This window comes from Methylococcus sp. EFPC2 (genome assembly GCF_016925495.1).
Taxonomy (GTDB): domain Bacteria; phylum Pseudomonadota; class Gammaproteobacteria; order Methylococcales; family Methylococcaceae; genus EFPC2.
The window spans coordinates 713,122-734,350 of sequence record NZ_CP070491.1; the positions used below are offsets into that span (position 1 = coordinate 713,122).

Genomic DNA, 21,229 nt, shown 5'->3' on the forward strand with positions numbered 1-21,229 from the left:
GGCCTCCCTTCGACTCGCTGGTTGGTGAACTAGGTTTTAGCGGTATGGGAAAGATTCCATTCCGTGAAAATCCCGTCCAGGCTCATGTGTGGAGGGACTTTTTGCCCCAATGCGTGTCGTGGCGATCGCATGCAAACGATGTCCCGCACGCCGTCACCCCGGAGATAGCCGATGCGTATGCTCCTCGCGCTTGTCCTCGTAGTCCTAGTGGCGGGTTGCGCCACATACGGCCGCTATCAATGGGACCAGCGCTACGGCCCGGCCAATTCCGAGCGCTTCGATCGCCTACAGCGCCTCGCCGCGGCGGTGGATTACCGGCGCGATGTCAAACCCATCCTCGACAATCGCTGCGTGGTTTGCCATGCCTGCTACGACGCGCCCTGCCAGTTGCAGCTCGGCAGTTACGAGGGCATAACCCGCGGCGGCCACAAGGACAAGGTATACGATGCCTTGCGCCTGCTGGCGGTGGAACCGACGCGCATTTTCCTGGATGCGCGGACCAACGCCGAATGGCGTGACCGAGGTTTTCATCCGGTGCTCAACGAGCGCAGGCAAACGCCCGAAGCCAACCGCGAGGTGGGCGTGTTGGCGCGCCTGCTGACTCTCAAGCGCCGCCTGGACTTTCCATATAGTGGCCTGCTACCGCAGGAGCGCTATGATTTTTCCCTCGACCGCGAGCAGCAGTGTACGGCCATCGAGGAAATCGACCGCTTCGAGTCGGAGCATCCGGAATGGGGCATGCCCTACGGTCTTCCGCCTCTGACCGGGCAGGAACATCAAACCGTGATGCAATGGCTGGAGGCGGGCGCTCCCGCGTCTCCCGCGCCTGCGCTCACGCCCGAGCAGAACGCGCATGTCGCCGAGTGGGAGGCCTTGCTCAACGGAGCGGATCTCAAGACGCAATTGATGAGCCGGTATATCTATGAGCATTGGTTCCTGGCGCATCTCTATTTCGACGATCTACCCCTCGGCGACTACTTCGAACTGGTCCGCTCCCGGACACCGCCGGGGCAGCCCATCGATCTCATCGCTACGCGCCGTCCTTTCGATGATCCCGGCGCGGCGCGGGTCTATTACCGCTTGCGTCCGCACGCCTCCACGCTGGTTGCGAAGACCCACATGCCCTACGCCCTCAATGCGGCGCGTATGGCCCGCATCAAGGGCTGGTTCCTGGACGAACCCTACGCCGTGACTTCGCTGCCGTCCTATGATCCCAAGATCGCGGCGAATCCATTCATCGCCTTCGAACAACTGCCGGTGAACGCCCGCTATCGGCTGATGTTGGACGAAGCTCAGTTCACCGTCATGGGCTTCATCAAGGGGCCCGTTTGCCGCGGCCAGGTGGCGCTCAACGTCGTCACCGACCATTTCTGGATCGCCTTCGTCCATCCCGATGTCCCGCTGTTCAACGAAAACGCGGACTTTCTGGCCAGCGTATTGAGAAACGTCAACTTGCCGGTCGAACAGGCAAGCAACGCGCGCCTGATCAAATGGCTGTCGTACTCGCGCGAAGAAACCGATTATTTGCATCGCAAATCCGAGCTCTTGAACCAGCGCTTCCGAGGCGACGACGGTCCCAGGCTGTCCATGTTGTGGGATGGGGACGGAGTCAATCGCAACGCGGCCCTAACGGTATTCCGCCATTTCGACAGCGCCAGCGTGGTGCAGGGTCTGGTCGGCGACCGGCCACAAACCGCCCTCGTCATCGGTTATGCCTTGCTGGAGCGCATTCACTATCTGCTGGTGGCCGGCTTCGACGTCTACGGTAACACCGCGCATCAATTGGAGGCCCGCCTTTACATGGATTTTCTGCGCATGGAAGGCGAAATGAATTTCCTCTCCCTGTTGCCCAAAGACGACCGCAACGCCGTCCGCGACCAGTGGTATCGGGGAGCGAGCGACGATGTGAAGGCGTATTTGAACGGCAGCAAAACCTATTTCGCAGGGAATACGGGCGTTCACTACCAAACCGGCGATTCCCTGACCGAATTGTATGGCCAGTGGAAAGGCTATATGGCGCCCGTGCTGGATCATCGTTACGACCTGAGCGCAGAGGGACCGGACGACACGAGTTTTGCCCTGCTCAATAAACTTGCCGCATTGCGGGGCAGGGCGGTTTCCCATTTTCCGGAATCCAGTTTCCTGACCGTGCGCGGCGCGGATGGCCGCGATCGCAATTACACCCTGATCCGCAACAGCGCCCACAGCAATGTCTCCGAGCTGTTGTCGGAGGACAAGCGGCTCCTGCCGGACGAGGATACTCTCCTGGTGGCTCGAGGCTTTATCGGCGCCTATCCCAACGCTCTTTACCGCGTGCCCAGCCATCGGCTGGCGGCCTTCGTGAAGCTCGCCGGCAATATCCGTTCGGACCAGGACTACGCGGCGCTCGCGGAACGCTTTGCCATACGCCGTACCGATCCGCGCTTTTGGGCTCACAGCGACGCCGTGTACGAGGCCTTTCGGCAGGCGGAACCGGTCGAAGCCGCGCTGTTCGATTACAACCGCCTGGAAAACCGCTAGGGTCGCGGCATGTGAGAGGGGCAGGGCGCAATGAGCGTCCTCACTCGGCAAAATTTCGCGTTTGGCGATGGCGAATTTGATAGGCACGAATGAGGCCGCGAATGACCCTGGTGGACTATTCTCTCGTTTGTATTTAGGACCATTCCCGTAAGGTACGAACCCATGAATACAACCAAGAAAAATACCAAGAGATCGACTGCCGGCGGGAACACCGCCCAGGATCAAGCCCCGGTCTTCCGCTCGCGCGAAGAACGTCTGGTTGCCGGCAAGAGCTTGCGCGACAAGGTGCCGCGTCAGAGCCACGCCGGTTGGAAACCCCCACCCGCCCGACGCGACCCCATCGACGTTCTGATAGATTCCAACAAGGATCGCATGCCGGAGCTGGTGCCCATCCGCTATGGGCGCATGCTGCGCAGCCCATTCACCTTTTTGCGCGGCTCGGCTGGGTTGATGGCCTATGACTTGTCCTCCACCCCAAACACCGGTGTACGCGTGCAGGCCTGCGGGGACTGCCATCTGCTCAACTTCGGCTTGTTTGCCACCCCCGAACGCAATCTGGTGTTCGACATCAACGACTTCGACGAAACCCTGCCCGCACCCTGGGAGTGGGATGTCAAACGCCTGGCGGCCAGTTTCGCGGTGGCCGGGCGCGATAACCAACTCCCCGATGAGGAAGCCAGGGACGCCGCCGTTGCGTGTGCGGGCGCTTACCGGGAGAAGCTGCGGGATTATTCGAAGCTGAGCCCTCTGGAAGTCTGGTATGACCGCCTGGACGCCGAAACCCTCATTGCCCTGGCGCCTGACGCCAAGGTCAAAAAATACCGGGAAGAGATGGCCGAAAAGGCCCGTGTACGGATCGGCGACCACCTCTTCCCCAAGATTGCCACCTCGGTCGGCGGGCACCCTCGTTTGATCGATCAACCGCCGGTGCTTTTTCATGTCGCCGACGAGGACCATGAAGAAAGAGTTCTCGAGGCCCTGGAAGCCTATCGCCTATCCCTGCCCGACGAGCGCCGCGTCCTGTTCGATCGCTATCGGCTGGCAGACAGTGCCGTAAAAGTGGTCGGCATCGGCAGCGTGGGAACGCGCTGTTTGGTTCTGTTGTTTTTCTCGGCGGAAAATCATCCCCTGCTCCTGCAATTCAAGGAGGCCTGCCCCTCGGTGCTCGAACCCTACGCAGGCAAGAGCGCTTACAAGAATCACGGCCAGCGGGTGGTCGTCGGACAAAGGCTGATGCAGTCCTCCAGCGACATCTTCCTGGGCTGGTGCCGGGGCCGGCGCGGCTACGATTTCTTCGGGCGCCAGATACGGGACATGAAACTTTCCATTCCGATCGAAGAAATTTCGGCCAAGCAACTGAAACGGTACGCCGGATTATGCGGCTGGACCCTGGCCCGCGCCCACGCCAAATCGGGGGATGCGGCGACCATCAGCGGCTATCTGGGCAAGTCGGATGTCTTCGACCAGGCCATCGGAGACTTTGCCTTGGCTTACGCGGACCAGACCGCGCGGGACCATGCGGCACTGGTGGCGGCGGAGCGGTCGGGCCGCATCGAAGCCTTGATCGAGGAGAATTTGTGAGCCTCGGCGGTCGGCTGCGATCGTAGCTAGCGTAATCCGTCGGACGGAGCACCGAAATGGCCAAAGGCCTCTACATAGCCGGTACGGAGCCGCGCAGCGGCAAGTCTGTGGTGGTCTTTGGCATCGTCGATATGCTCGCGGGAAAAATGGGCAGGATCGGCTTTTTTCGTCCCATCATCGGCGACGACAAGCAGCCCGATAACATCGCCCGACTCGTCAGCCAGCGATACAACCTGGCCATTCCCGCTGAGCGCATGTACGGCTGCACCTATGAGACCGCGCGTGCATTGCTGGCGCAGGACCGCGAGGAGGACTTGCTCAAGCGCATCATGGAGAAATACAAGGCCCTGGAAAAAGAGTGCGACATCATCGTCTGCGCCGGCTCCGACTTTACCGGACCGGTCACGCCGCTCGAATTCGACTTCAATGCCAGGGTGGCAAACAATCTCGGCTGCAGCGTACTGCCCGTCGTCAACGGCCTGGGTCGGGACCTGCCCAAACTCGTCGATGCCGGCCTGGCCATCATCGATTCGTTGCGGGAACGAGGCTGTGATCTGCTCTCCCTGTGGGTCAACCGGGTGTCGCCCGAAATTCTGGAGGTCTTATCGGTGGAGCTGAAGCGTCAGCTGCCCGTGGACATTCCCGTTTATGTGTTGCCCGAACTGCCGGTGCTCAGTCTGCCCACGGTGGATGAGATTACCCAGGCCCTCGGCGCCATACGGTTGAGCGGAGACGATGACAGTTACACCCGCGAGGCCAGGAGCTTCAAGGTCGCCGCCATGGAACTGCCGCACTATCTGGATCACATCGAGGAGGGAAGCCTGATCATCGTTCCGGGCGACCGCTCCGACATCATACTCGGCAGCCTGCTCGCCGATGCGTCGAATAGCTACCCGCACATCGCCGGCATCATCCTGACCGGGGGGCTGCGACCGGCGCCCCAGGTGGAACGCTTGATCGGCGGGTTGCGGGCGTCCCCGGTGCCCGTGATCCTGGTGCCTACGGATACGTACACCACGGCCCTCCAAGTGAGTGCCCTGCAAGGCGTGCTTTCGCCCTCCAACCCCCGAAAGATCGCCGCGGCCCTCGGTGTCGTCGAAGCCCACGTGAATGCGGTCGAAATCAGGAGCCGGTTGTCGGTCGGTCGCCCCGCCAAGGTCACCCCGCTCGTATTCGAGTACGAGATCATACAGCGGGCCCGATCCGAGCGGCGCCACATCGTTCTGCCCGAGGGCGACGAGGAACGTATCCTGCGCGCCGCGGAAATCCTCCGCATGCGCGATGTGGTGGATATCACCTTGCTGGGCAACGCCGTGGAAATAAACGAAAAAGCGGCCAAGCTCGGCATCACCCTGCCGGGGGTGAAGGTGATAGATCCACTGGCGTCGGAGCGCCGGCAAGAATACGCCGATGCCTATTACGAACTGCGCAAGCACAAGGGAATTTCATCCCAGATGGCTGTCGACCTCATGGCCGACGTCAGTTATTTCGGCACCATGATGGTCCAGTTCGGCGAGGCGGACGGCATGGTGTCGGGTTCCGCCCATACGACCCAGCACACCATCCGTCCGGCCTTGGAAATCATCAAGACCCGGCCGGACTGTTCGATCGTATCGAGCGTATTTTTCATCTGTCTGGCCGACCGCGTGCTGGTGTTCGGGGACTGCGCCGTCAATCCGGACCCCGATCCGGAGCAGCTGGCGGATATCGCCGTCAGTTCCGCCGATACGGCCGCCCTGTTCGGCATCCAGCCGCTCGTTGCGATGCTCAGCTATTCCACCGGCGAATCCGGCAAAGGCGTCGAGGTGGATAAGGTGCGGGAGGCGACCAGGATCGCCAGGACGCGTCGCCCCGACCTTAAAATCGACGGGCCGATCCAATACGATGCCGCCGTGGATGCGGGGGTGGCGAAGACCAAGCTGCCCGGCAGCGAGGTCGCTGGACAGGCCACGGTTTTCATCTTTCCCGATCTGAACACGGGTAACAATACCTACAAGGCGGTGCAGCGAGCGGCCAACGCGGTGGCCGTCGGACCGGTGCTGCAGGGTTTGAACAAGCCGGTGAATGATTTGAGTCGGGGCTGCAGCGTCACCGACATCGTGAGCACCGTGGCGATCACGGCGATCCAGGCGCAAAGCTTGTCGGTTCCTTGAACGTCGTCCCGTCGACCCTTGCGCGGGCGTGGTTTTCCTGGGACTTTATAGGCGTCATATGATGGCTACCGGCGGGACGGTGTTTCCCGCGAACGATAGGACGCCCCCGTCTTTCCTTCGGCGGCGGGGCTGCTCATAAAAACAGGGCTAGTCGATGTGGAATATCCTTTTTTTCCTGGGTGCGTTGCTGTTGTTGGCGCTAAGCGGATGTTCAGGCCTGGGGCCCGGTTCGGTCTCGCGTGACCGTTTCGACTATACGGCCGCACTTTCGGACTCCTGGAAAGACGAGATGCTGCTGAACATCGTGAAGCTTCGCTACGGCGATGCGCCCGTGTTTCTGGATGTAGCCTCCATCATCACCCAGTATCAGCTGCAGGGCTCCTTGAGCCTGAGCGGTTCCTGGTACGCCAATCCCACCACGCTTCCGGCGCAAGTTCTGGGCGGCCAGGGCACCTACTCGGAAAGGCCGACCATCACCTACAGTCCGCTGATCGGCGAGCGCTTCGCCCGCAGCCTGATGACCCCGGTGCCGCCTTCCGCGATCATTTCGCTGATCCAGGCCGGGTATCCGGCTGACCTGGTGTTTCGTCTCACCGTACACTCGGTCAACGGGCTGCAAAACCGCTATGGCGGCCAGTCGCGAGCGAGATTGGCCGATCCCCGGTTTTATCGGTTGATCGAATTGCTGAGGCAACAGCAGATGAGTAACGCCATCGGCTTGCGTCTCGACAAGATCGACCAGCGGACGGCATCTTTGCTGATCATCCGCGGGGAAGCGGATGAGGAGGCCAGGGTCGCCACGCAGGAAATCCGGCACCTGCTGGGGTTGAACCCGGCGGCCAAGGAGTTGCGCGTGGTGTATGGGTCGGTCGCCAAGGATGATCAGGAGATCGCCATACTGAGTCGTTCCATCCTGGACATACTCGTCGACCTGGCTTCCTACATCGAAGTACCCGCCAAACATGTCGCTGAAAATCGCGTCAATCAGACGCTGCCGGCCGAGAACCATGCGGGTAAACCGCTGGTCCCCTTGCTGCGTATCCACAACTCGCCCGATAAACCCGGCAATGCCTTCATCGCAGTCCCCTATCGGGATCATTGGTACTGGCTGGATGACCGCGACATAAATTCCAAGCGTGGATTCTCCTTCCTGATGTTCGTCTTCACCCTAGTCGAAACGGGCGATAAGACGCCCGCCCCGGTGGTGACGATACCGACGGGTTGAAGCCGACATCGCCCGGCTCAACTGTGACGGCAACCGGCGTTGCAAAGAACACCACCGCATGACTGAGGGGATGAACCATGAATTCCGGCAGATCGGCTCCCAAAATCTACGGCGGCGAACCGGACTGGGCCAACTTTTCCCGCCACCTGATCATCGGTCTGCTGTGGTGGGCTCTGGCCGTGGCTGCGCCCGCTTGCCTGGCGGCCAAGGATGGCGCGGGCATGTCCGATTCCGCGAGCCCGGAAGCCGCATTCGACACCGCTGCGGTGAAACTGGACGGCAGCGTCCTATTCCGGGTGCGCGGCATATCGGCACTCCCCGCCGCTGAACGGGCCGGTAATATCAGCGAGCGTATCGAGAACATCGCGCGGGATCCCGAGGTCGGCGCCGAGATGCTCAGGACCGTGGAGTCCGACGTCATGACCGAGATCATGGCGGGGGATAGACTCATCGTGAGCGTCATCGATGCGGACGCCAAGATCGAGGGCGTCAGGCGGCAGGTACTCGCAGGGGCCCTGGCACGGCGAATCGGCAAAGCGATCGAGGACTACCGTCGAGCCCGCAGTCCCGAAGTCTTGCTGAAAAACGGACTTTACGCCTTGCTTGCCACGGTCGTGCTGGCGCTCGCCCTGGTCCTCCTGGTCTGGCTGGCGCGCAGACTCGATGCGCTCATGGAGCGACGATGGCGTAAACATATCCAGGGCCTGGGTGTGCAATCCTTTGAGATCGTGCGCGCCGAGCGTGTCTGGGCTGCGCTGAGCGGCGCGTTGGGTGCGGGGCGCGGCCTGGCCATTCTGGCCGTCGGCCTGGTCTACCTGCACTTCGTCCTGTCCTTGTTTCCCTGGACGCACGAGTTGGCCGAAGGCTTGCTGGCCACGGTGGTCGACCCGCTGGCAGCTATCGTGCGCGGCATCGTCGCCGACATTCCCGACCTGGCTTTCCTCGCCGTCCTGATCATTCTCGTCCGCTACGGACTGAAGCTGACGCGCTTCTTCTTTGACGGCGTTGCACGCCGATTGGTATCAATTTCCGGGTTCGAGCCTCAATGGGCGTGGCCGACCTACAAGATACTTCGTATAGCCGTCATCGCGTTCGCCCTGGTGGTGGCCTATCCCTACATTCCCGGTTCGGAATCGGCCGCATTCAAAGGCGTATCGCTGTTTCTGGGCGTGGTGTTCTCGCTGGGCTCGTCCTCGGTCATTGCAAACACGATAGCCGGTTACGCCTTGATCTACCGGCGCGCCTTCACGCTCGGCGACCGGGTGAGTATCAACGACATGATCGGCGATGTGATCGAAATGCGGCTGCAGGTGACGCATCTGCGCTCCCTCAAGAACGAGGAAATCATCGTTCCCAATTCGTTGATACTCAACAGCCAGGTCATCAACTACAGCTCGCTCGCCCACGCGCAGGGCTTGGTCCTGCACACCGTGGTGGGCATAGGCTACGAAGTGCCCTGGCGGCAGGTGGAAGCCATGCTGCTCATGGCCGCGGACCGTACGCCGGGCCTGCTGAAGGAGCCCCGCCCCTACATCCTGCAAAAGTCGCTCGGCGACTTCGCGGTCAACTACGAGCTCAACGTCCATTGCGACGACGCGTCTGCGATGATGGCGCTCTACACCGCGCTCCATCGCAACATCCTGGATGTGTTCAACGAATACGAGGTGCAGATCATGACGCCCGCCTACGTGAGCGACCCCGAACAGCTCAAGGTGGTGCCTAAGGCACAGTGGTACGCGGCGCCGGCACCGAGCAAAGGCGCTGAAGAGCGGCTTTCTTCCGAGCGCTAGCCACCCCGCCGCGCTGAGCCAAGCTCAGGAATGGTGAAGTACGCAATGCTCGGACAGATAGTCCGTGACCTGGTTCGGAACCTTTTCGCCAATAGAAAACAACAAGACGCTCGCGGCGGGGTGATATGCGCACGGTTATCGCAAAGCTAGGGGCATGGGTGAGTAAACCGGCGGAGGCTAAGCGGTTCAGCCTCGCCGAGAGTAGCAAGTTGGCCCTGGCAGGTGGGCTGCTCCTTCTGGGTATGGCACTGCCCGCGGCCGCCGGACCGCTCCGGACCGGGCTCATGGGCTACGGCGAGAGCGACCTGTCGCCGGCCAGATCGATCTTCGACGAAAACCTCCGTTCCACCGCGATCGAGTCCGACCCTTTGTCGCGCCGCAAAGAGCCGAGTTTTTGGGAAACCTACCGCGGATGGATCATCGCCATAGTTGCGGTGATGGTGGTGCAGGCGGTGTTGATCGCCGCGCTCCTCGTCGAGCGTCGGCGGCGCAGGCAAACCCGCGCCGAACTGCTGGAGAGCGAGAAACGCATGAGTCTGGCCGCGAACGCCATGGGCGTGGGCATGTGGCTGTGGGACATCGCCCGCGATGACATCTGGGCCAGTCCCCAGGCGCGCGCCCTGTACGGCATAACGGAGTCCGAGACGATCGATTTCGAGCGGTTTCTGCGCAGCGTGCATCCCGCGGACCGTAAAACCACGCGAAAAGCCGTCGAAAATGCCCTGGCCGATGGCCGCGAATTCTCGGTGCAGTACCGGGTGGTCCCGCACGAGGGCGAAGTGCGCTGGGTTTCGGTGCACGGGCAGGTGGAGTCCGTCACTGCTGGACGGCCGGGCGCTATCGCCTGGGTCTCCATCGATGTCACTGACCGCAAGTCCGCGGAGCTCGAGGCCGAGCAGCACCGTAACGAGCTGGTGCGCATGGCCCGCGTGGGACTCCTGGGACAACTCTCCGGGTCCCTTGCCCACGAACTGAATCAGCCCCTGGCATCGATACTCTCCAACGCCCAGGCCGCGCAGCGGTTACTGAGGCAGGAACCCGTCGATCTGGAGGAAATCCGCGACATATTCAAGGACATCGTCGAGGAGGATCAAAGGGCCGTCGAGGTCATTCGTCGGCTGCGCTCGCTGTTCAACCGCGGCGAGTTGCAGCGCCAGCCCCTGGATATGAGCGAGGTCGCAGGCGTAGTCCTGAAGCTCATGCACAGCGATCTTCTGACCCGCCATGTGCTGCTCTTCGAGGAGCTGGCGAAGGGCTTGCCGGCCGTCTCGGCCGACCGTGTGCAGTTGCAGCAGGTGTTGCTCAACCTCATCGTCAACGCCTGCGAGTCCATGGCCGAGAACCATCCGGACGACCGGCGGCTCATGGTGCGCACCGGGCGGGGCGACGGCGGGGAAGTCATGGTCGAGGTGGTCGATGCGGGCAAGGGCCTCGATTCCAGCGTGGCAGATCGTCTATTCGAACCGTTCTTCACCACCAAGTCGTGCGGTATCGGCATGGGTCTCGCCATTTGCCGCTCCATCATCGAAGCGCATGGGGGTTGGATCACGTTCACCAACAATGCGGATCGCGGAGCGACGTTCCGCGTCAGCCTGCCGGTCATGGAGAGTATCGGCCGATGACGCCCGCGGAGCCCACCGTCTTCCTGGTCGACGACGACCCGGCGCTGCTCAAGGCCCTGGAGCGCCTGCTGAAATCAGCCGGTTACCGCGTCGCAGCCTACGCAAGTGCCGAAGCGTTTCTGAACTCATACGATGCCGAACAAGCCGGTTGCCTGCTGCTGGACCTCGCCATGCCGGGCATGAGCGGCCTGGACCTGCAGCGGTGGATCGGCGATACCGGCGCCGGCCTGCCTATCGTGTTCCTCACCGGTCACGGCGACATCCCGGCCAGCGTTCGGGCGATGAAGGGCGGCGCGGTGGATTTTCTCACCAAGCCGGTGGCCGACGAGGTGCTGTTCGCGACCATACGGGAAGCGCTCGAACGCGATGCCGCGGCCAGGCTCAGCCGCCATGAACGAGCCCTGACCCTATGCCGCATTGCCTCGCTCACGCCGCGCGAACTCGAAGTGCTTGAGCACGTGGTGGCCGGGAAACTCAACAAGCAAATCGCCGCCGAACTCGGTACCGTCGAAAAGACCATCAAAGTCCACCGCGCCCGGGTCATGCAAAAGATGCAGGCGCATTCTCTCGCAGAGCTTGTGCGGCTGGCCGAACTCGCCGGCCACGCTCCCAGCCCCTTTACCGCGCTGTCCGACGCCTGATCGAGCGCCGCACGGCTGTTTCGCGGTGCGCATTCATCCCTCCCGGGCATTCCAGCGCATTGGACCAAAGTCCAATAGACCGTGCCGATCGCCTTGGTTAGGGTGTTCGGCCCATGGAATCCTCAAAAGTCCTAGCTGCCATCGTCGACGACGAACTGCCGGTACGCAAGGCGGTCGGCCGGTTGCTGAGATCCGCCGGACTCGAGGTCCAGTGCTTCGGTTCAGGCGCCGAGTTCATCGATGCGCTCGCGGGGGGGCGGCCGGATTGCGTGATTCTGGATGTCCACATGCCGGGAATGACCGGCTTCGACGTGCAGGCGCGGCTCCATGCCAGCGGCATCCGCCTGCCGGTCATCTTCATCACGGCGTTCGATGATCCCGATGCGGCGCAGCGCCTGGAACAAGCCGGCGCGGCGGGATTCCTGCGCAAGCCCTTCACCGACGAGGAGTTGCTGCAGGCCATCCGGCTCGCCGTGGGGGCAGGGGATTCCAAGACCGAACGGCGATAACCGCCAGGAGTAATTTTTCCAGCGATCGTCAGCGTTCCTCAGATCAAACGCCATGACACCGCTAGGCGGGGAAATATCACTGGCCAAACCCAGAGGAGAAAATCAATGAACAAACAGCGTATCAGCCAACCATGGCTTGCAAACAAATTCATCGGTTTCGTTTTGCTAGGGCTGCTGCTCCTGAGTGGATGCACGACGGTCCAGAAAGCCCCGGTCAAGCAGGTGGAGCTCAATTGCGGGCTGATCGGCAAATATTGCGGGATGCTCACGACGGGCACTGACGAGCAGATGGCTCTGCGCTACGTCAACCCGGCGGCCAAGTGGAGCCAGTACCACAAGGTGCTCATCGCTCCGGTGACCTTTTGGGGAGGCGAAGAGGCCAAGATTCCCCAGTCGGACCAGCAGACGCTGGTGAACTACTTCCAGCAAACCCTGCGGGAACAGGTCGGCAAGAAGCTCCAGGTCGTCGATCAGCCGGGACCCGGGGTCTTGACGCTGACGGTGGCCCTCACCGACGCGGAATCGGCCACGCCGGTCCTGCGCAGTATTTCGATGATCGTTCCCCAGGCGCACATGCTCAGCAATCTCAAGTATCTGGCCACCGGCACCTTCCCCTTCGTCGGCGGCGCGCAGGTTGAGGGGAAGATAACCGATTCCGTGAGCGGCCAGGTGCTCGCCGCGGGTGTGGATAAGCGCCTGGGCGGAGGAAGTTTCACCACCGGTTTCCAGTGGCAGTGGGGCGATGTGGAGAACGCCATGAATTTTTGGAGTGAACAAGTGGCAAACAAGCTCTCTGCCTGGACTTCCGGGACGGAGAGACCGTGACGATAGGCGCGCACAGGTCCTGATTCCTGTTTGCGCCGGTTGCGCAGCAGGGGCTGGTCAGCCGGCGTAAAAGGAAACCCAAAGTGAGAATTTTGATGATGCCGAGACACGAACTTCACTTGCTTGCGGCATTCCGCGCCATGTTGGCCATCTGGCTGCTCGGCTTGCTCGTGGCTTTGGCCGGTTGCGCTGTTCCGGGCCGCGGGCCCGCCGTTCCCCAGGCCTATGTTGACCGCGCGGAGGTCGTCGGTCTGCCGGGTGTGCGTTACCTGATAAAGGCCGAAATGCCGGAAGTCGTCCAGGAGGCAGTGGACAGCGTCAAGCGAGAAGCTGCTTACCAAGCGACCCGGGGTATCGGTAATGGCCAAGGAAACGGCCTGCCGCCGGCCGTCTTCCTGGCTTTGTCCGGCGGGGGAGACGATGGCGCTTTCGGTGCCGGCCTCTTGTCCGGCTGGACCGCGGCGGGCAATCGACCCTCTTTCAAGCTGGTCACCGGCATCAGTACCGGCGCCCTGATCGCTCCTTTCGCTTTTTTGGGGCCGAAGTACGACGCGGTGCTCAAGGCGGTCTACACCAATAGCGCGCCCAAGGACATTCTGGAGCCTCGCGGGTTTACCGCCGCCCTGTTCGACGATGCCTTGGCCGACAATGCCCCGCTGGGACGCGTCGTGAAGAAGTACGTGACGGCCGACATGCTCAAGGAAATCGCCCAGGAATATCAGCGCGGGCGTTTGCTGCTGATGGCCACCACCAATCTGGATGCGCGCCAGGCGGTGATCTGGAACATGGGCAAGATCGCCGCCAGCGGCCATCCGGAAGCGCTGGAACTGTTCCATAAGATCATGCTGGCCTCGGCCGCCATTCCGGGCGCCTTCCCGCCGGCGATGATCGATGTGGAAGTCGGTGGCAAACCTTATCAGGAAATGCACGTGGACGGTGGCGCCATGGCCCAGGTGTTCGTCTACCCGCCTTCCCTCCATGTGTCCGAGGAGACCAAGAAGCGGGGCGTCGAGCGCGAACGCCGTCTCTATCTGATACGCAACGCCCGCCTGGACCCCGATTGGGCCGAAGTTGAACGGCGCACCCTGAGCATCGCCGGCCGAGCCATCTCATCGCTGATTCAGACCCAAGGCGTCGGCGACCTCTACAAGATCTACACCGCCGCTCTGCGGGATGGCATCGACTACAACCTCGCCTACATCCCGAAGACCTTCACCGCGCCGCACAAGGAAGACTTCGATACCGAGTACATGCGCAAGTTGTTCCAGACCGGCTACGACTTGGCCATCAAGGGCTATCGCTGGGAGAAAACCCCGCCGGGACTTTAGAAACTCAAGAAGACCGCAGATTTGACGGCTGACGGCCAGGCGGAACTTGAGCCAGAAATTAGGAATCCGCGTTATAGCAATTAAAGAGAGGTACGCCCATGCATGCAATACGCCTGATCAAGCTGATGATTTACCTGATGCTCGCCATGGTGATTACCGGCTGTGCCGGCACGGCGGTTCAGACGCGGAGTGAGATTGCGAGCGCCGGCCTGGCCAGGCCGAAGCAAATCAATGTGTACGACTTCGCCGTCAATCCTTCGGAAATACAACAGAACTCCGGCCCGCTGGCGCGCCTCATGCGGAGTTCGAGTGCTTCCGAGCAGACCGCGGAGCAAATGGCCATCGGCCGCGAAGTGGCCGACGCCCTGGCGACCGAACTGACCGAAGGCCTCAAGGAGTTGGGATTCAATGCCGTCCGCTCGACCCGCAACATGACGGTGGCGGAAGGCACGATTCTGGTTACCGGCGCCTTCGTCAACATCGACGAAGGCAACAAGGCGAGGCGGACGCTGGTCGGGCTCGGCTTGGGCCAATCGTCCCTGGACACCCAGGTCAGCGTCCTGGCGCCGGGAGGAAGGGAGTACCGGGAGCTGATCGGTTTCGATGTCCACACTGACAGCGGATCGATGCCGGGCGCCGCGGTCATGGGGCCGGCCGGCGCCGCGGCGGGCGCCGGCACGGCGGCAGTCGTGGCGTCCAATGCCGCGCTGGGAACGATCAAGAATTACCGCTCCGCGGCTGCGCAGCAGGCCAAGCAACAGGCGGAAAAGATCGTTTCGGCACTGTCGAAATATTTTCTGCAGCAGGGTTGGATCAGACCCGAACAAGTTCGCTAGAGCAAATCGAATCATGATCGAGAACATAACCGGAGGTCAGCTATGAAAACGACAAACTGGTGGCCGGCATTCCGCATCGCGCTGGGTGTGGTGGTCCTGGCAGGCACAGCGGGATGCGCGAAGGAACCGGCGGTGGTCCACCCGGCACCGCCGCCCACTGCAGCGGCGCCGCAGGCGGTGCCCGAAGCTCCGGGCGACGCACACGCCATCCTGATGCGCATGGCCGAGTTTCTGGCGAAAACCCCGCGTTTCAGCGTGAACATCCAGGGCAGTTACGACGTGGTTCAGGAATCCGGGCAGAAGATCGAATTCAACCAGGGCCGGAGGGTCATCGTGAGCCGGCCCAATGGGCTGCGCGTCGAGGTCGAACATAGCGACGGCGACAAGCATCTCGTCCTGTACGACGGCAAGGAAATCACGGCCTACACGCCGTCGCAGAACGTTTATGCGCAGGTGTCCAAACCGGGCGGCATCGACGAAGCGGTCGTGTATTTTCTCAAGGACCTCCACATGCAACTCCCCCTCGCCGTGCTCCTGACCAGCCGCTTTCCGGCCGAGATCGAAAGGCGGACGCAGTCGCTCGACTACGTGGAAAAGACCGCATTCAATGGAGTACCGCTCCATCATCTCGCGGGACGAACCGAGACGGTCGATTATCAGGTTTGGATCACGGAAGGCGCCCAGCCCTTACCGCTGCGCGTGGTGCTGACCTACAAGAACGCGGACGGCCAGCCCCAGTTCCAGGCGCAGTTTTCCGACTGGAATCTGGCGCCTGAAATCGCGGAGTCGACGTTTGCCTTCACCCCGCCCGCAGGGGCGAAGAAGATTAGCTTCCTCGCGCAGGTCCCCAAAATCTCGATTGAGGGGGCGGCATCCCCAGAACAAACGGGAGGACAGAAATGAACACCAGACTTTCGTTGATCGTAACGGCCATGGCGGCTGCGTTCGTTTTTCTGATCGGCACCGTGGATGAGGCAGTCGCCCGTGACTTTGGCGGCGGAGGGGCGAGAGCCGGCGGCTTCGCCCGCGGCGGCGGAGGTGGAGGTGGTTTTGCCCGTGGAGGTGGCGGCGGCGGCGGTTTTTCCCGCGGCGGTGGGGGAGGGGGCGGCTTTGCCGGCGGCGGTGGCGGCGGGTTTTCCCGCAGCGGCGCCGCCGCGAGCGGCAGCTTGTCGTCCAGCGCGGGCGCTGCGTCGTCCCGGGCCGGAGCGTTAGGCGCCGGGAGTTCCGCTGCCTCAGCATCGCGATCGGCCAGCCGGTCAGAGGCTGCACAGACCGCGTCGACGAACCGGGCTGCGACCCAGCAGAGCCGCCAGGGCAGTTCGACGGAAAATCAGGCGCAACGGCAACAGGCCAGAAGCGAGAACGTCGAAACCCGTCAACAGGGTTCCACAGACAGGACGCAAACCCGCCAAGGACAAGCCACTCAGAGGGCCAGCGGGCGCCAGCAGACCGCGCAGTCCTACCAGGGGTATCGCGGTGCCCCGCCGCCGTCGGGGTATTACTACGAAGACGACCACGACAACTGGGACGACGGCGAAGTCGCAGCCGTGGCGATCGGAGCGGCCGCGCTGGGCGCTGTCGGTGGCTACGCGGCGGGGCAGTCCTCGGCGACCACGACAGCCGCCCCATCCTCCACGGTCGTCTATGCGCCGCAGCCCTCCTCGGGCGGCGCCAGTCTGCCCTGTAATCCCGAGGTCAGCACGGTCGGTGGCGTGACTTACTACATCTGCGGTTCCACCTGGTATACCCAGGCCTATGGCGGAAACGGCGTCATGTATGTGCCCGTGCCGGCCCCGCAATGACGCGGAAAAGGACCTATAGGTCCCGAATGGGATGGGTAGGAAGAAAAGCGGGATTGGCTTTGGTCCAGCCCGGATCACCCCGCTTCATCAGGGAGAGACCGCTCGGCCCCATGGCCCGCGGATTGTAGCCCAGGGACCGAGCGGTCTCTTCCCTCATCCGGCTCTTCGGGCCACCTTCTCCCAGAGGGAGAAGGGGATAAGGAGCGACCGTCGGTCGCAGATTCCTGGATAGGGCTTGCTGATTCCGACAAGACTTGTCGGGTGGCAAATTCAGGTGCAGTTGGGCGTGGTCGTATACCCACGCCCGATAAAACTACAAAAGCGATGACTACTACCTAGGAGATTAACCATGTCTAATTCCATCATCATAAGTCTCGCCGTCGGCGTTTTCGGCGTTGTCCTTGGCGGTTCGGCGCAGGCGCAAGGCGAAATTTCGCTGCAGCAGGCCCAGGCCGAATGCCAGAGCATTGCCCAGCAACAGGCCGGAGGCGCCGCGACGACCCAGCCGCAGGCGGGAGGCCGGGCGCGCGGCGCGGCCGCCGGAGCCATGGCGGGCGCGGCCAAAGGTAAAAGCAAGGCTAACCAATACGGCAACGTCCCCGATGAAGTCGCCGAGGAATACACCAAGAACCAAATGAAGGATGCCGCCAAAATGGGCGCCGCCGCGGGAGCGGCCAGGCAACGTCAGCAGCGCCGGCAGACCGCGGCCCAGCAACAGCAGGGTTCCGATGCCTACAACCAGGCGTATGCCTCCTGCATGGCGGCGAAAGGCTTTCCGGGGCAGTGATTATCAAGATGGCCCGAGATCCCCGGTCTTTCTCTGCGGGAGCGGGATTTAGCCCGCGAAGATCGCGGCCTGAAGGCCGCTCCCTCCATGACTTATTGGGACCGGGTTGCCATGAAAGTCGCGAAGCGAACACTTTGATTTCCCCCTCCCTCCGGGAGAGGCCACCCATGCCCCATGGCCCGCGGATTGTGGCCCTGGAACCGAGCGTTCACGGGAGCGACTGCCATACAAGGCAGTCGAGTCCCGCGCACCTTCTCTCATCAGGCCCTTCGGGCCACCTTCTCCCAAGCGACTAAAGCGACGCTTTGCGATTGGAGAAGGAGATATGGAGCGACCTTCGGTCGAAGGTTTCTGGTTAGGGAGGGGGAGGGAAGCAGCTTGTGGCGCGAGTGTTTTCATCGGCAGGGGTGGCGCGAGCGCCGTAACCCGTTAATAGCCGCGGCGGCCAAAGGCGGATTTCGTCCCGCTCGCCATGGCGTAGGCAGTGACATGAAAGTGCTTCGGCAATCGATCTGTTCCGGCGCGGGCATCAGGGGCGAACAGGCGTCGTCATACGGGACGCGTTTGCTGCTGAGTCTGCTGCTCTGCGGAGTCCTCGCTGGTTGTGGGCTGGTTAAGAACACCTTCGAGCTTCCCGACAAGGCGATCGCGAGCATTTTACCGCGGACCCAGGACGGCAAGGCGGTCGATCCGGTCGAGTTGCAGGCGCGCTTGCTACGATTTGCCGACAATTATCTCGACGACGTCCGGACCGCGACGGGGCAGTTGCACCGCGATGGAGAGGGTCTTGATCCCATGGAACTGCAGACCCTTAGGCTCACGCATACCGGCGATGTGCTGGAGGTCGCCACGGGACAGAATACCTTTGCCAACCTTCTGGACATGGTGGTTCTGATCGACCTGGTCCGCATGACCGTGGAAGATATTTGGGTGCCGAAGGAATACGGTGCTTCCGCTTTGCCTCTGCTGCAGGTCAGTCGGGCGGCGGAGGCCGAAATTTGGAAAATCGCTTCGGGCGCCCTGCGGCCCGAGCAATTGGCCGAACTGCGTGATGCCATCGCGACTTGGCATAGGGAGCATCCCGATATCAAGGCGTTGCGTACGGTGCGCCCGCTGGGATTTGCGGCCGAAGTGGCCAAAGCCAATCGGCCCAAGGAAGGGATGTTTGTCAGCGTTTTCAACCTGCTCAACGTCGATCCCCTGGCCGGCCTCGATCCGGCCACCCGTGAACTGGCCGAGACGAGACTTTTGGGTGAGCGAGCGCTGTTCCTGGCTCAACGCATGCCCAGGCTGATCCGCTGGGAAACCGAGGTGCTGACGCTCAGCACCGCGAAACTGCCGGAAATCCAGCAATGGCTCGGCACTACCAGCCAGCTTGCGGTAGCCGGAGATCGAATCAGCCGTGTCGCGGAGCGATTGCCTTCCGTGATCGGGAAGGAGCGGGAAGAAATCCTCCGGGTTCTCCAGTCCGAGGTTCTGGGCCTGACCGTCCTGTCTACCGAAGCCCGGCAGGCCATGGCCACCGGCACGCAAATGGCCGATGCCGCCAGCGGTACCCTCAAAAATTTCCAGGATGTGCTGGAAAAGTTCGCCTCGGGCCCCCGGGAGCCGGGTTCGGAGCCGTTCCGGATACGCGAGTATACCGAGGCGGCCGCCGAAATCGGGGCCACGGCGCAGCAACTGGGCAGGCTGCTGGATTCCCTGACCCAAAGCCTGGAATCCGACCGGATCGCGCAACTGGACGCCTTGGCCCGGAAAACCCAAGAAAATGCCAGGGCACTGGTGGATTACGTCTTCTGGAAGGCGGTTTTGTTGGTCTTGCTCAGCTGCGGAGCGATACTGGCAACGGCTTTGCTTTACCGTACTGTGGCGGCGCGGTTCAGAGCGAATGGAGCTCCTGATAATCAGGCAGGCGGATGACACAGCCCACTCTTGGGGCTCGGCAGGAGGAAGCTCGACGGGGTGCGCAATGGGAAGGCGGTTTTCCGTGGCCGCGGCACGGACAAGCCCGGGCTAATTAGGGCCGGCAGGCGCCTGGCGGCCGGCGAGTTCCCGCTCGATGAGATCCTTCGCGAGCCAGGCAGGTTTTTTTTCCTTGAGCATCGTCAGGAAGGGCGTTTGCATGTGGGGAATCAGGAAAGGCAGCCATTTTCCCACCAGGCCCGGCTCGGAAAGCCAGCGGCGCAGGTTGCGCGAACGCTGCACCGACAGCGGATGATGCACGTCGCCGCTTAGCTGCTGGCGGACTTCGGGTTCGGGCGGCAGGGTGGCGAAGAAATCGGCCTGGGTTTCCACGGTCGCACGCTTGTTGAAGAGCAGGAGCAGCACCGTGGCAAATTCGTCGACGAGTTCTTCATTGTCGTTGAAGGGGTATTTCCACTGCGTGAAGAGCACATGGCTGATTTCGTGCATCAGTATGAACAGCACGAGGTCGTTCAGCTTCGATTTATCCGCCAACGCATCGGAGACTTGTTTGACGTACTCCAGGCATAAATAAACCTGGTCGCGGCTGCCATAGGCGTTGGCGCGGTTGCAGCGCACCAGGTTGATGTTTAGGTCATCAAACACGAAGGCCTTGCGCAGGTTTTCGGTCAGGCGCGCGAAGGCCTCGGTAAGCCTGGCGCCGGCTTGCGCGCCCTTTTCATCCCCCGATTCCTCGCGCCGAGGGATAGCCGGGGTATCCAGGGAGGCCTTGGCGTCGAGGGTAAACGAGCGTGGTGCCTCGCCCTGACGGTTGTCTACCACGAGGTAGTAATCACCGCTGCGCGGCGCGACGATGGAAAAGTCCGTCTTGTCGCTGACCTGGGCCTGAAACAAGGCTGTTCGGGTGGTCTGTACGCGCGCATATTCGCGGTATTCTTCAGCGCTCAGGAGCATGACGCCCACGCGGCCGTTGATTTCGAGAACGACGTGGAGGGTGGCGTCGCGATTGAGGTTGCTGAACCGGACGCCGGTCCATTTGCCCGCATCGACCTGGCTGGAAAATCGCACCGACTTTTCGGCCGCCAGGGCAGGGGCGGCCGCCAGACAGACGAGCAGAAGGAGACGGACAAACACGCTGACGACGGATTTCATGGCGGCATGCCTAGTCGGATGGAGGGCAAATGAGCTTCGCGCATTGTAACGAAATATCAGGACGCGCCGGCAGTCGCACACCTGCGTCAGTGCCCCCTAAGCCTCGGAATACGTGTAGCGCCTTTGGTTCCTTATCGTTCGTGGGATGGTGCGATAAATGCCTATGAAAATGCCCATTGACTTTGTTTTTGAGTAAGCATATTTATGTGCCCCGCACGAGTTTCTCGATGCTGATTCGTATTTGGAGAACGTTACAGTGAGTCTGCCAAACCTGTCGCGAGGCAGGGACGGAAAGCTACGGATCTTTGAACTTCGTTGCTCTGCCGGCAGGAGCGTCGGACCACTGAAAGGCGATGACGTCCTTTCGGGTTGACGGTTCAGCAGCCAAGAGTTTCAACGACTTCAAAGATAGCCGGGTTGCCATCTTCAGTTCATCGGAGATGCGTAAACCCGGCTTTTTGCGTTTTAGGAGACGGGTTTAGGGGAGGTCAGAAGAACAAATTCAATCTGCGCATTCCGGCGGGGCGGCCGGACG

The 21,229-nt window shown here is 61.9% G+C and carries 16 protein-coding genes and 1 riboswitch; of the genes, 15 read left to right on the forward strand and 1 reads right to left on the reverse strand.

Annotated elements, in window-relative coordinates; genetic code table 11:
* The first annotated feature begins 171 nt into the window (after positions 1-171).
* The 15 genes from JWZ97_RS03175 (at position 172) to JWZ97_RS03245 (ending at position 19,539) form a co-directional block, all read left to right on the forward strand.
* Entirely contained in the window at positions 172-2,520 is a 2,349-nt protein-coding gene (locus JWZ97_RS03175) for a fatty acid cis/trans isomerase (protein WP_205433338.1), read from the forward strand.
* A gap of 162 nt (positions 2,521-2,682) precedes the next feature.
* On the forward strand, positions 2,683-4,101 hold the full coding sequence (locus tag JWZ97_RS03180; protein WP_205433339.1) for a DUF2252 domain-containing protein: 1,419 nt from the start codon (positions 2,683-2,685) through the stop codon (positions 4,099-4,101).
* Between the two features lie 56 nt (positions 4,102-4,157).
* Positions 4,158-6,254, forward strand: coding sequence for a phosphate acetyltransferase (gene pta, locus JWZ97_RS03185; RefSeq protein WP_205433340.1), 2,097 nt, complete (start codon positions 4,158-4,160; stop codon positions 6,252-6,254).
* A 154-nt stretch (positions 6,255-6,408) separates the two neighbouring features.
* Positions 6,409-7,479, forward strand: coding sequence for a hypothetical protein (locus tag JWZ97_RS03190; RefSeq protein WP_205433341.1), 1,071 nt, complete (start codon positions 6,409-6,411; stop codon positions 7,477-7,479).
* A 77-nt stretch (positions 7,480-7,556) separates the two neighbouring features.
* Positions 7,557-9,269 carry a mechanosensitive ion channel family protein gene (locus tag JWZ97_RS03195; RefSeq protein ID WP_205433342.1) on the forward strand — a complete coding sequence of 571 codons (1,713 nt, stop codon included), beginning with the start codon at positions 7,557-7,559 and terminating at the stop codon, positions 9,267-9,269.
* Between the two features lie 158 nt (positions 9,270-9,427).
* Positions 9,428-10,891, forward strand: a complete 1,464-nt coding sequence (locus JWZ97_RS03200) for a sensor histidine kinase (protein ID WP_205433343.1) — start codon at positions 9,428-9,430, stop codon at positions 10,889-10,891.
* On the forward strand, positions 10,888-11,532 hold the full coding sequence (locus JWZ97_RS03205) for a response regulator transcription factor (protein ID WP_205433344.1): 645 nt from the start codon (positions 10,888-10,890) through the stop codon (positions 11,530-11,532). Before JWZ97_RS03200 ends, JWZ97_RS03205 begins: the two co-directional genes overlap by 4 nt.
* A 113-nt stretch (positions 11,533-11,645) precedes the next feature.
* A complete protein-coding gene (locus tag JWZ97_RS03210; RefSeq protein ID WP_205433345.1) occupies positions 11,646-12,041 on the forward strand; it encodes a response regulator transcription factor in 396 nt (131 codons plus the stop codon).
* Positions 12,042-12,146: 105 nt separating this feature from the next.
* Positions 12,147-12,866, forward strand: a complete 720-nt coding sequence (locus JWZ97_RS03215) for a DUF3313 domain-containing protein (RefSeq protein ID WP_205433346.1) — start codon at positions 12,147-12,149, stop codon at positions 12,864-12,866.
* A 119-nt stretch (positions 12,867-12,985) separates the two neighbouring features.
* Complete coding sequence (locus JWZ97_RS03220; protein WP_240342457.1) at positions 12,986-14,194, forward strand: patatin-like phospholipase family protein; 1,209 nt, start codon at positions 12,986-12,988, stop codon at positions 14,192-14,194.
* 98 nt (positions 14,195-14,292) lie between these two features.
* The gene (locus JWZ97_RS03225; protein ID WP_205433348.1) at positions 14,293-15,030 is read left to right on the forward strand and encodes a DUF4410 domain-containing protein; all 738 of its coding nucleotides are present in this window, start codon (positions 14,293-14,295) and stop codon (positions 15,028-15,030) included.
* A gap of 42 nt (positions 15,031-15,072) precedes the next feature.
* Positions 15,073-15,933, forward strand: coding sequence for a DUF2092 domain-containing protein (locus tag JWZ97_RS03230; RefSeq protein WP_205433349.1), 861 nt, complete (start codon positions 15,073-15,075; stop codon positions 15,931-15,933).
* Entirely contained in the window at positions 15,930-16,832 is a 903-nt protein-coding gene (locus JWZ97_RS03235) for a hypothetical protein (RefSeq protein WP_205433350.1), read from the forward strand. The genes JWZ97_RS03230 and JWZ97_RS03235 overlap by 4 nt, the downstream gene beginning before the upstream one ends.
* 349 nt (positions 16,833-17,181) lie before the next feature.
* Positions 17,182-17,619, forward strand: a complete 438-nt coding sequence (locus JWZ97_RS03240; protein WP_205433351.1) for a hypothetical protein — start codon at positions 17,182-17,184, stop codon at positions 17,617-17,619.
* A 489-nt stretch (positions 17,620-18,108) separates the two neighbouring features.
* Positions 18,109-19,539, forward strand: coding sequence for a hypothetical protein (locus JWZ97_RS03245; protein WP_205433352.1), 1,431 nt, complete (start codon positions 18,109-18,111; stop codon positions 19,537-19,539).
* A 93-nt stretch (positions 19,540-19,632) separates the two neighbouring features.
* Here the strand turns inward: JWZ97_RS03245 and JWZ97_RS03250 are convergent, their stop codons facing one another.
* Complete coding sequence (locus tag JWZ97_RS03250; protein ID WP_205433353.1) at positions 19,633-20,694, reverse strand: DUF4344 domain-containing metallopeptidase; 1,062 nt, start codon at positions 20,692-20,694, stop codon at positions 19,633-19,635.
* Positions 20,695-20,948: 254 nt separating this feature from the next.
* Positions 20,949-21,119: riboswitch (cyclic di-GMP riboswitch) on the forward strand.
* The last annotated feature ends 110 nt before the right edge of the window (positions 21,120-21,229 follow it).

Excerpts from the sequence above, each read along its gene's own strand:
- JWZ97_RS03175 (WP_205433338.1), top strand. The coding sequence starts at position 172 with ATGCGTATGCTCCTCGCGCTTGTCCTCGTAGTCCTAGTGGCGGGTTGC.
- JWZ97_RS03180 (WP_205433339.1), top strand. The coding sequence starts at position 2,683 with ATGAATACAACCAAGAAAAATACCAAGAGATCGACTGCCGGCGGGAAC.
- pta (WP_205433340.1), top strand. The coding sequence starts at position 4,158 with ATGGCCAAAGGCCTCTACATAGCCGGTACGGAGCCGCGCAGCGGCAAG.
- JWZ97_RS03190 (WP_205433341.1), top strand. The coding sequence starts at position 6,409 with ATGTGGAATATCCTTTTTTTCCTGGGTGCGTTGCTGTTGTTGGCGCTA.
- JWZ97_RS03195 (WP_205433342.1), top strand. The coding sequence starts at position 7,557 with ATGAATTCCGGCAGATCGGCTCCCAAAATCTACGGCGGCGAACCGGAC.
- JWZ97_RS03205 (WP_205433344.1), top strand. The coding sequence starts at position 10,888 with ATGACGCCCGCGGAGCCCACCGTCTTCCTGGTCGACGACGACCCGGCG.
- JWZ97_RS03210 (WP_205433345.1), top strand. The coding sequence starts at position 11,646 with ATGGAATCCTCAAAAGTCCTAGCTGCCATCGTCGACGACGAACTGCCG.
- JWZ97_RS03215 (WP_205433346.1), top strand. The coding sequence starts at position 12,147 with ATGAACAAACAGCGTATCAGCCAACCATGGCTTGCAAACAAATTCATC.
- JWZ97_RS03225 (WP_205433348.1), top strand. The coding sequence starts at position 14,293 with ATGCATGCAATACGCCTGATCAAGCTGATGATTTACCTGATGCTCGCC.
- JWZ97_RS03230 (WP_205433349.1), top strand. The coding sequence starts at position 15,073 with ATGAAAACGACAAACTGGTGGCCGGCATTCCGCATCGCGCTGGGTGTG.
- JWZ97_RS03235 (WP_205433350.1), top strand. The coding sequence starts at position 15,930 with ATGAACACCAGACTTTCGTTGATCGTAACGGCCATGGCGGCTGCGTTC.
- JWZ97_RS03240 (WP_205433351.1), top strand. The coding sequence starts at position 17,182 with ATGTCTAATTCCATCATCATAAGTCTCGCCGTCGGCGTTTTCGGCGTT.
- JWZ97_RS03245 (WP_205433352.1), top strand. The coding sequence starts at position 18,109 with ATGAAAGTGCTTCGGCAATCGATCTGTTCCGGCGCGGGCATCAGGGGC.
- JWZ97_RS03250 (WP_205433353.1), bottom strand. The coding sequence starts at position 20,694 with ATGAAATCCGTCGTCAGCGTGTTTGTCCGTCTCCTTCTGCTCGTCTGT.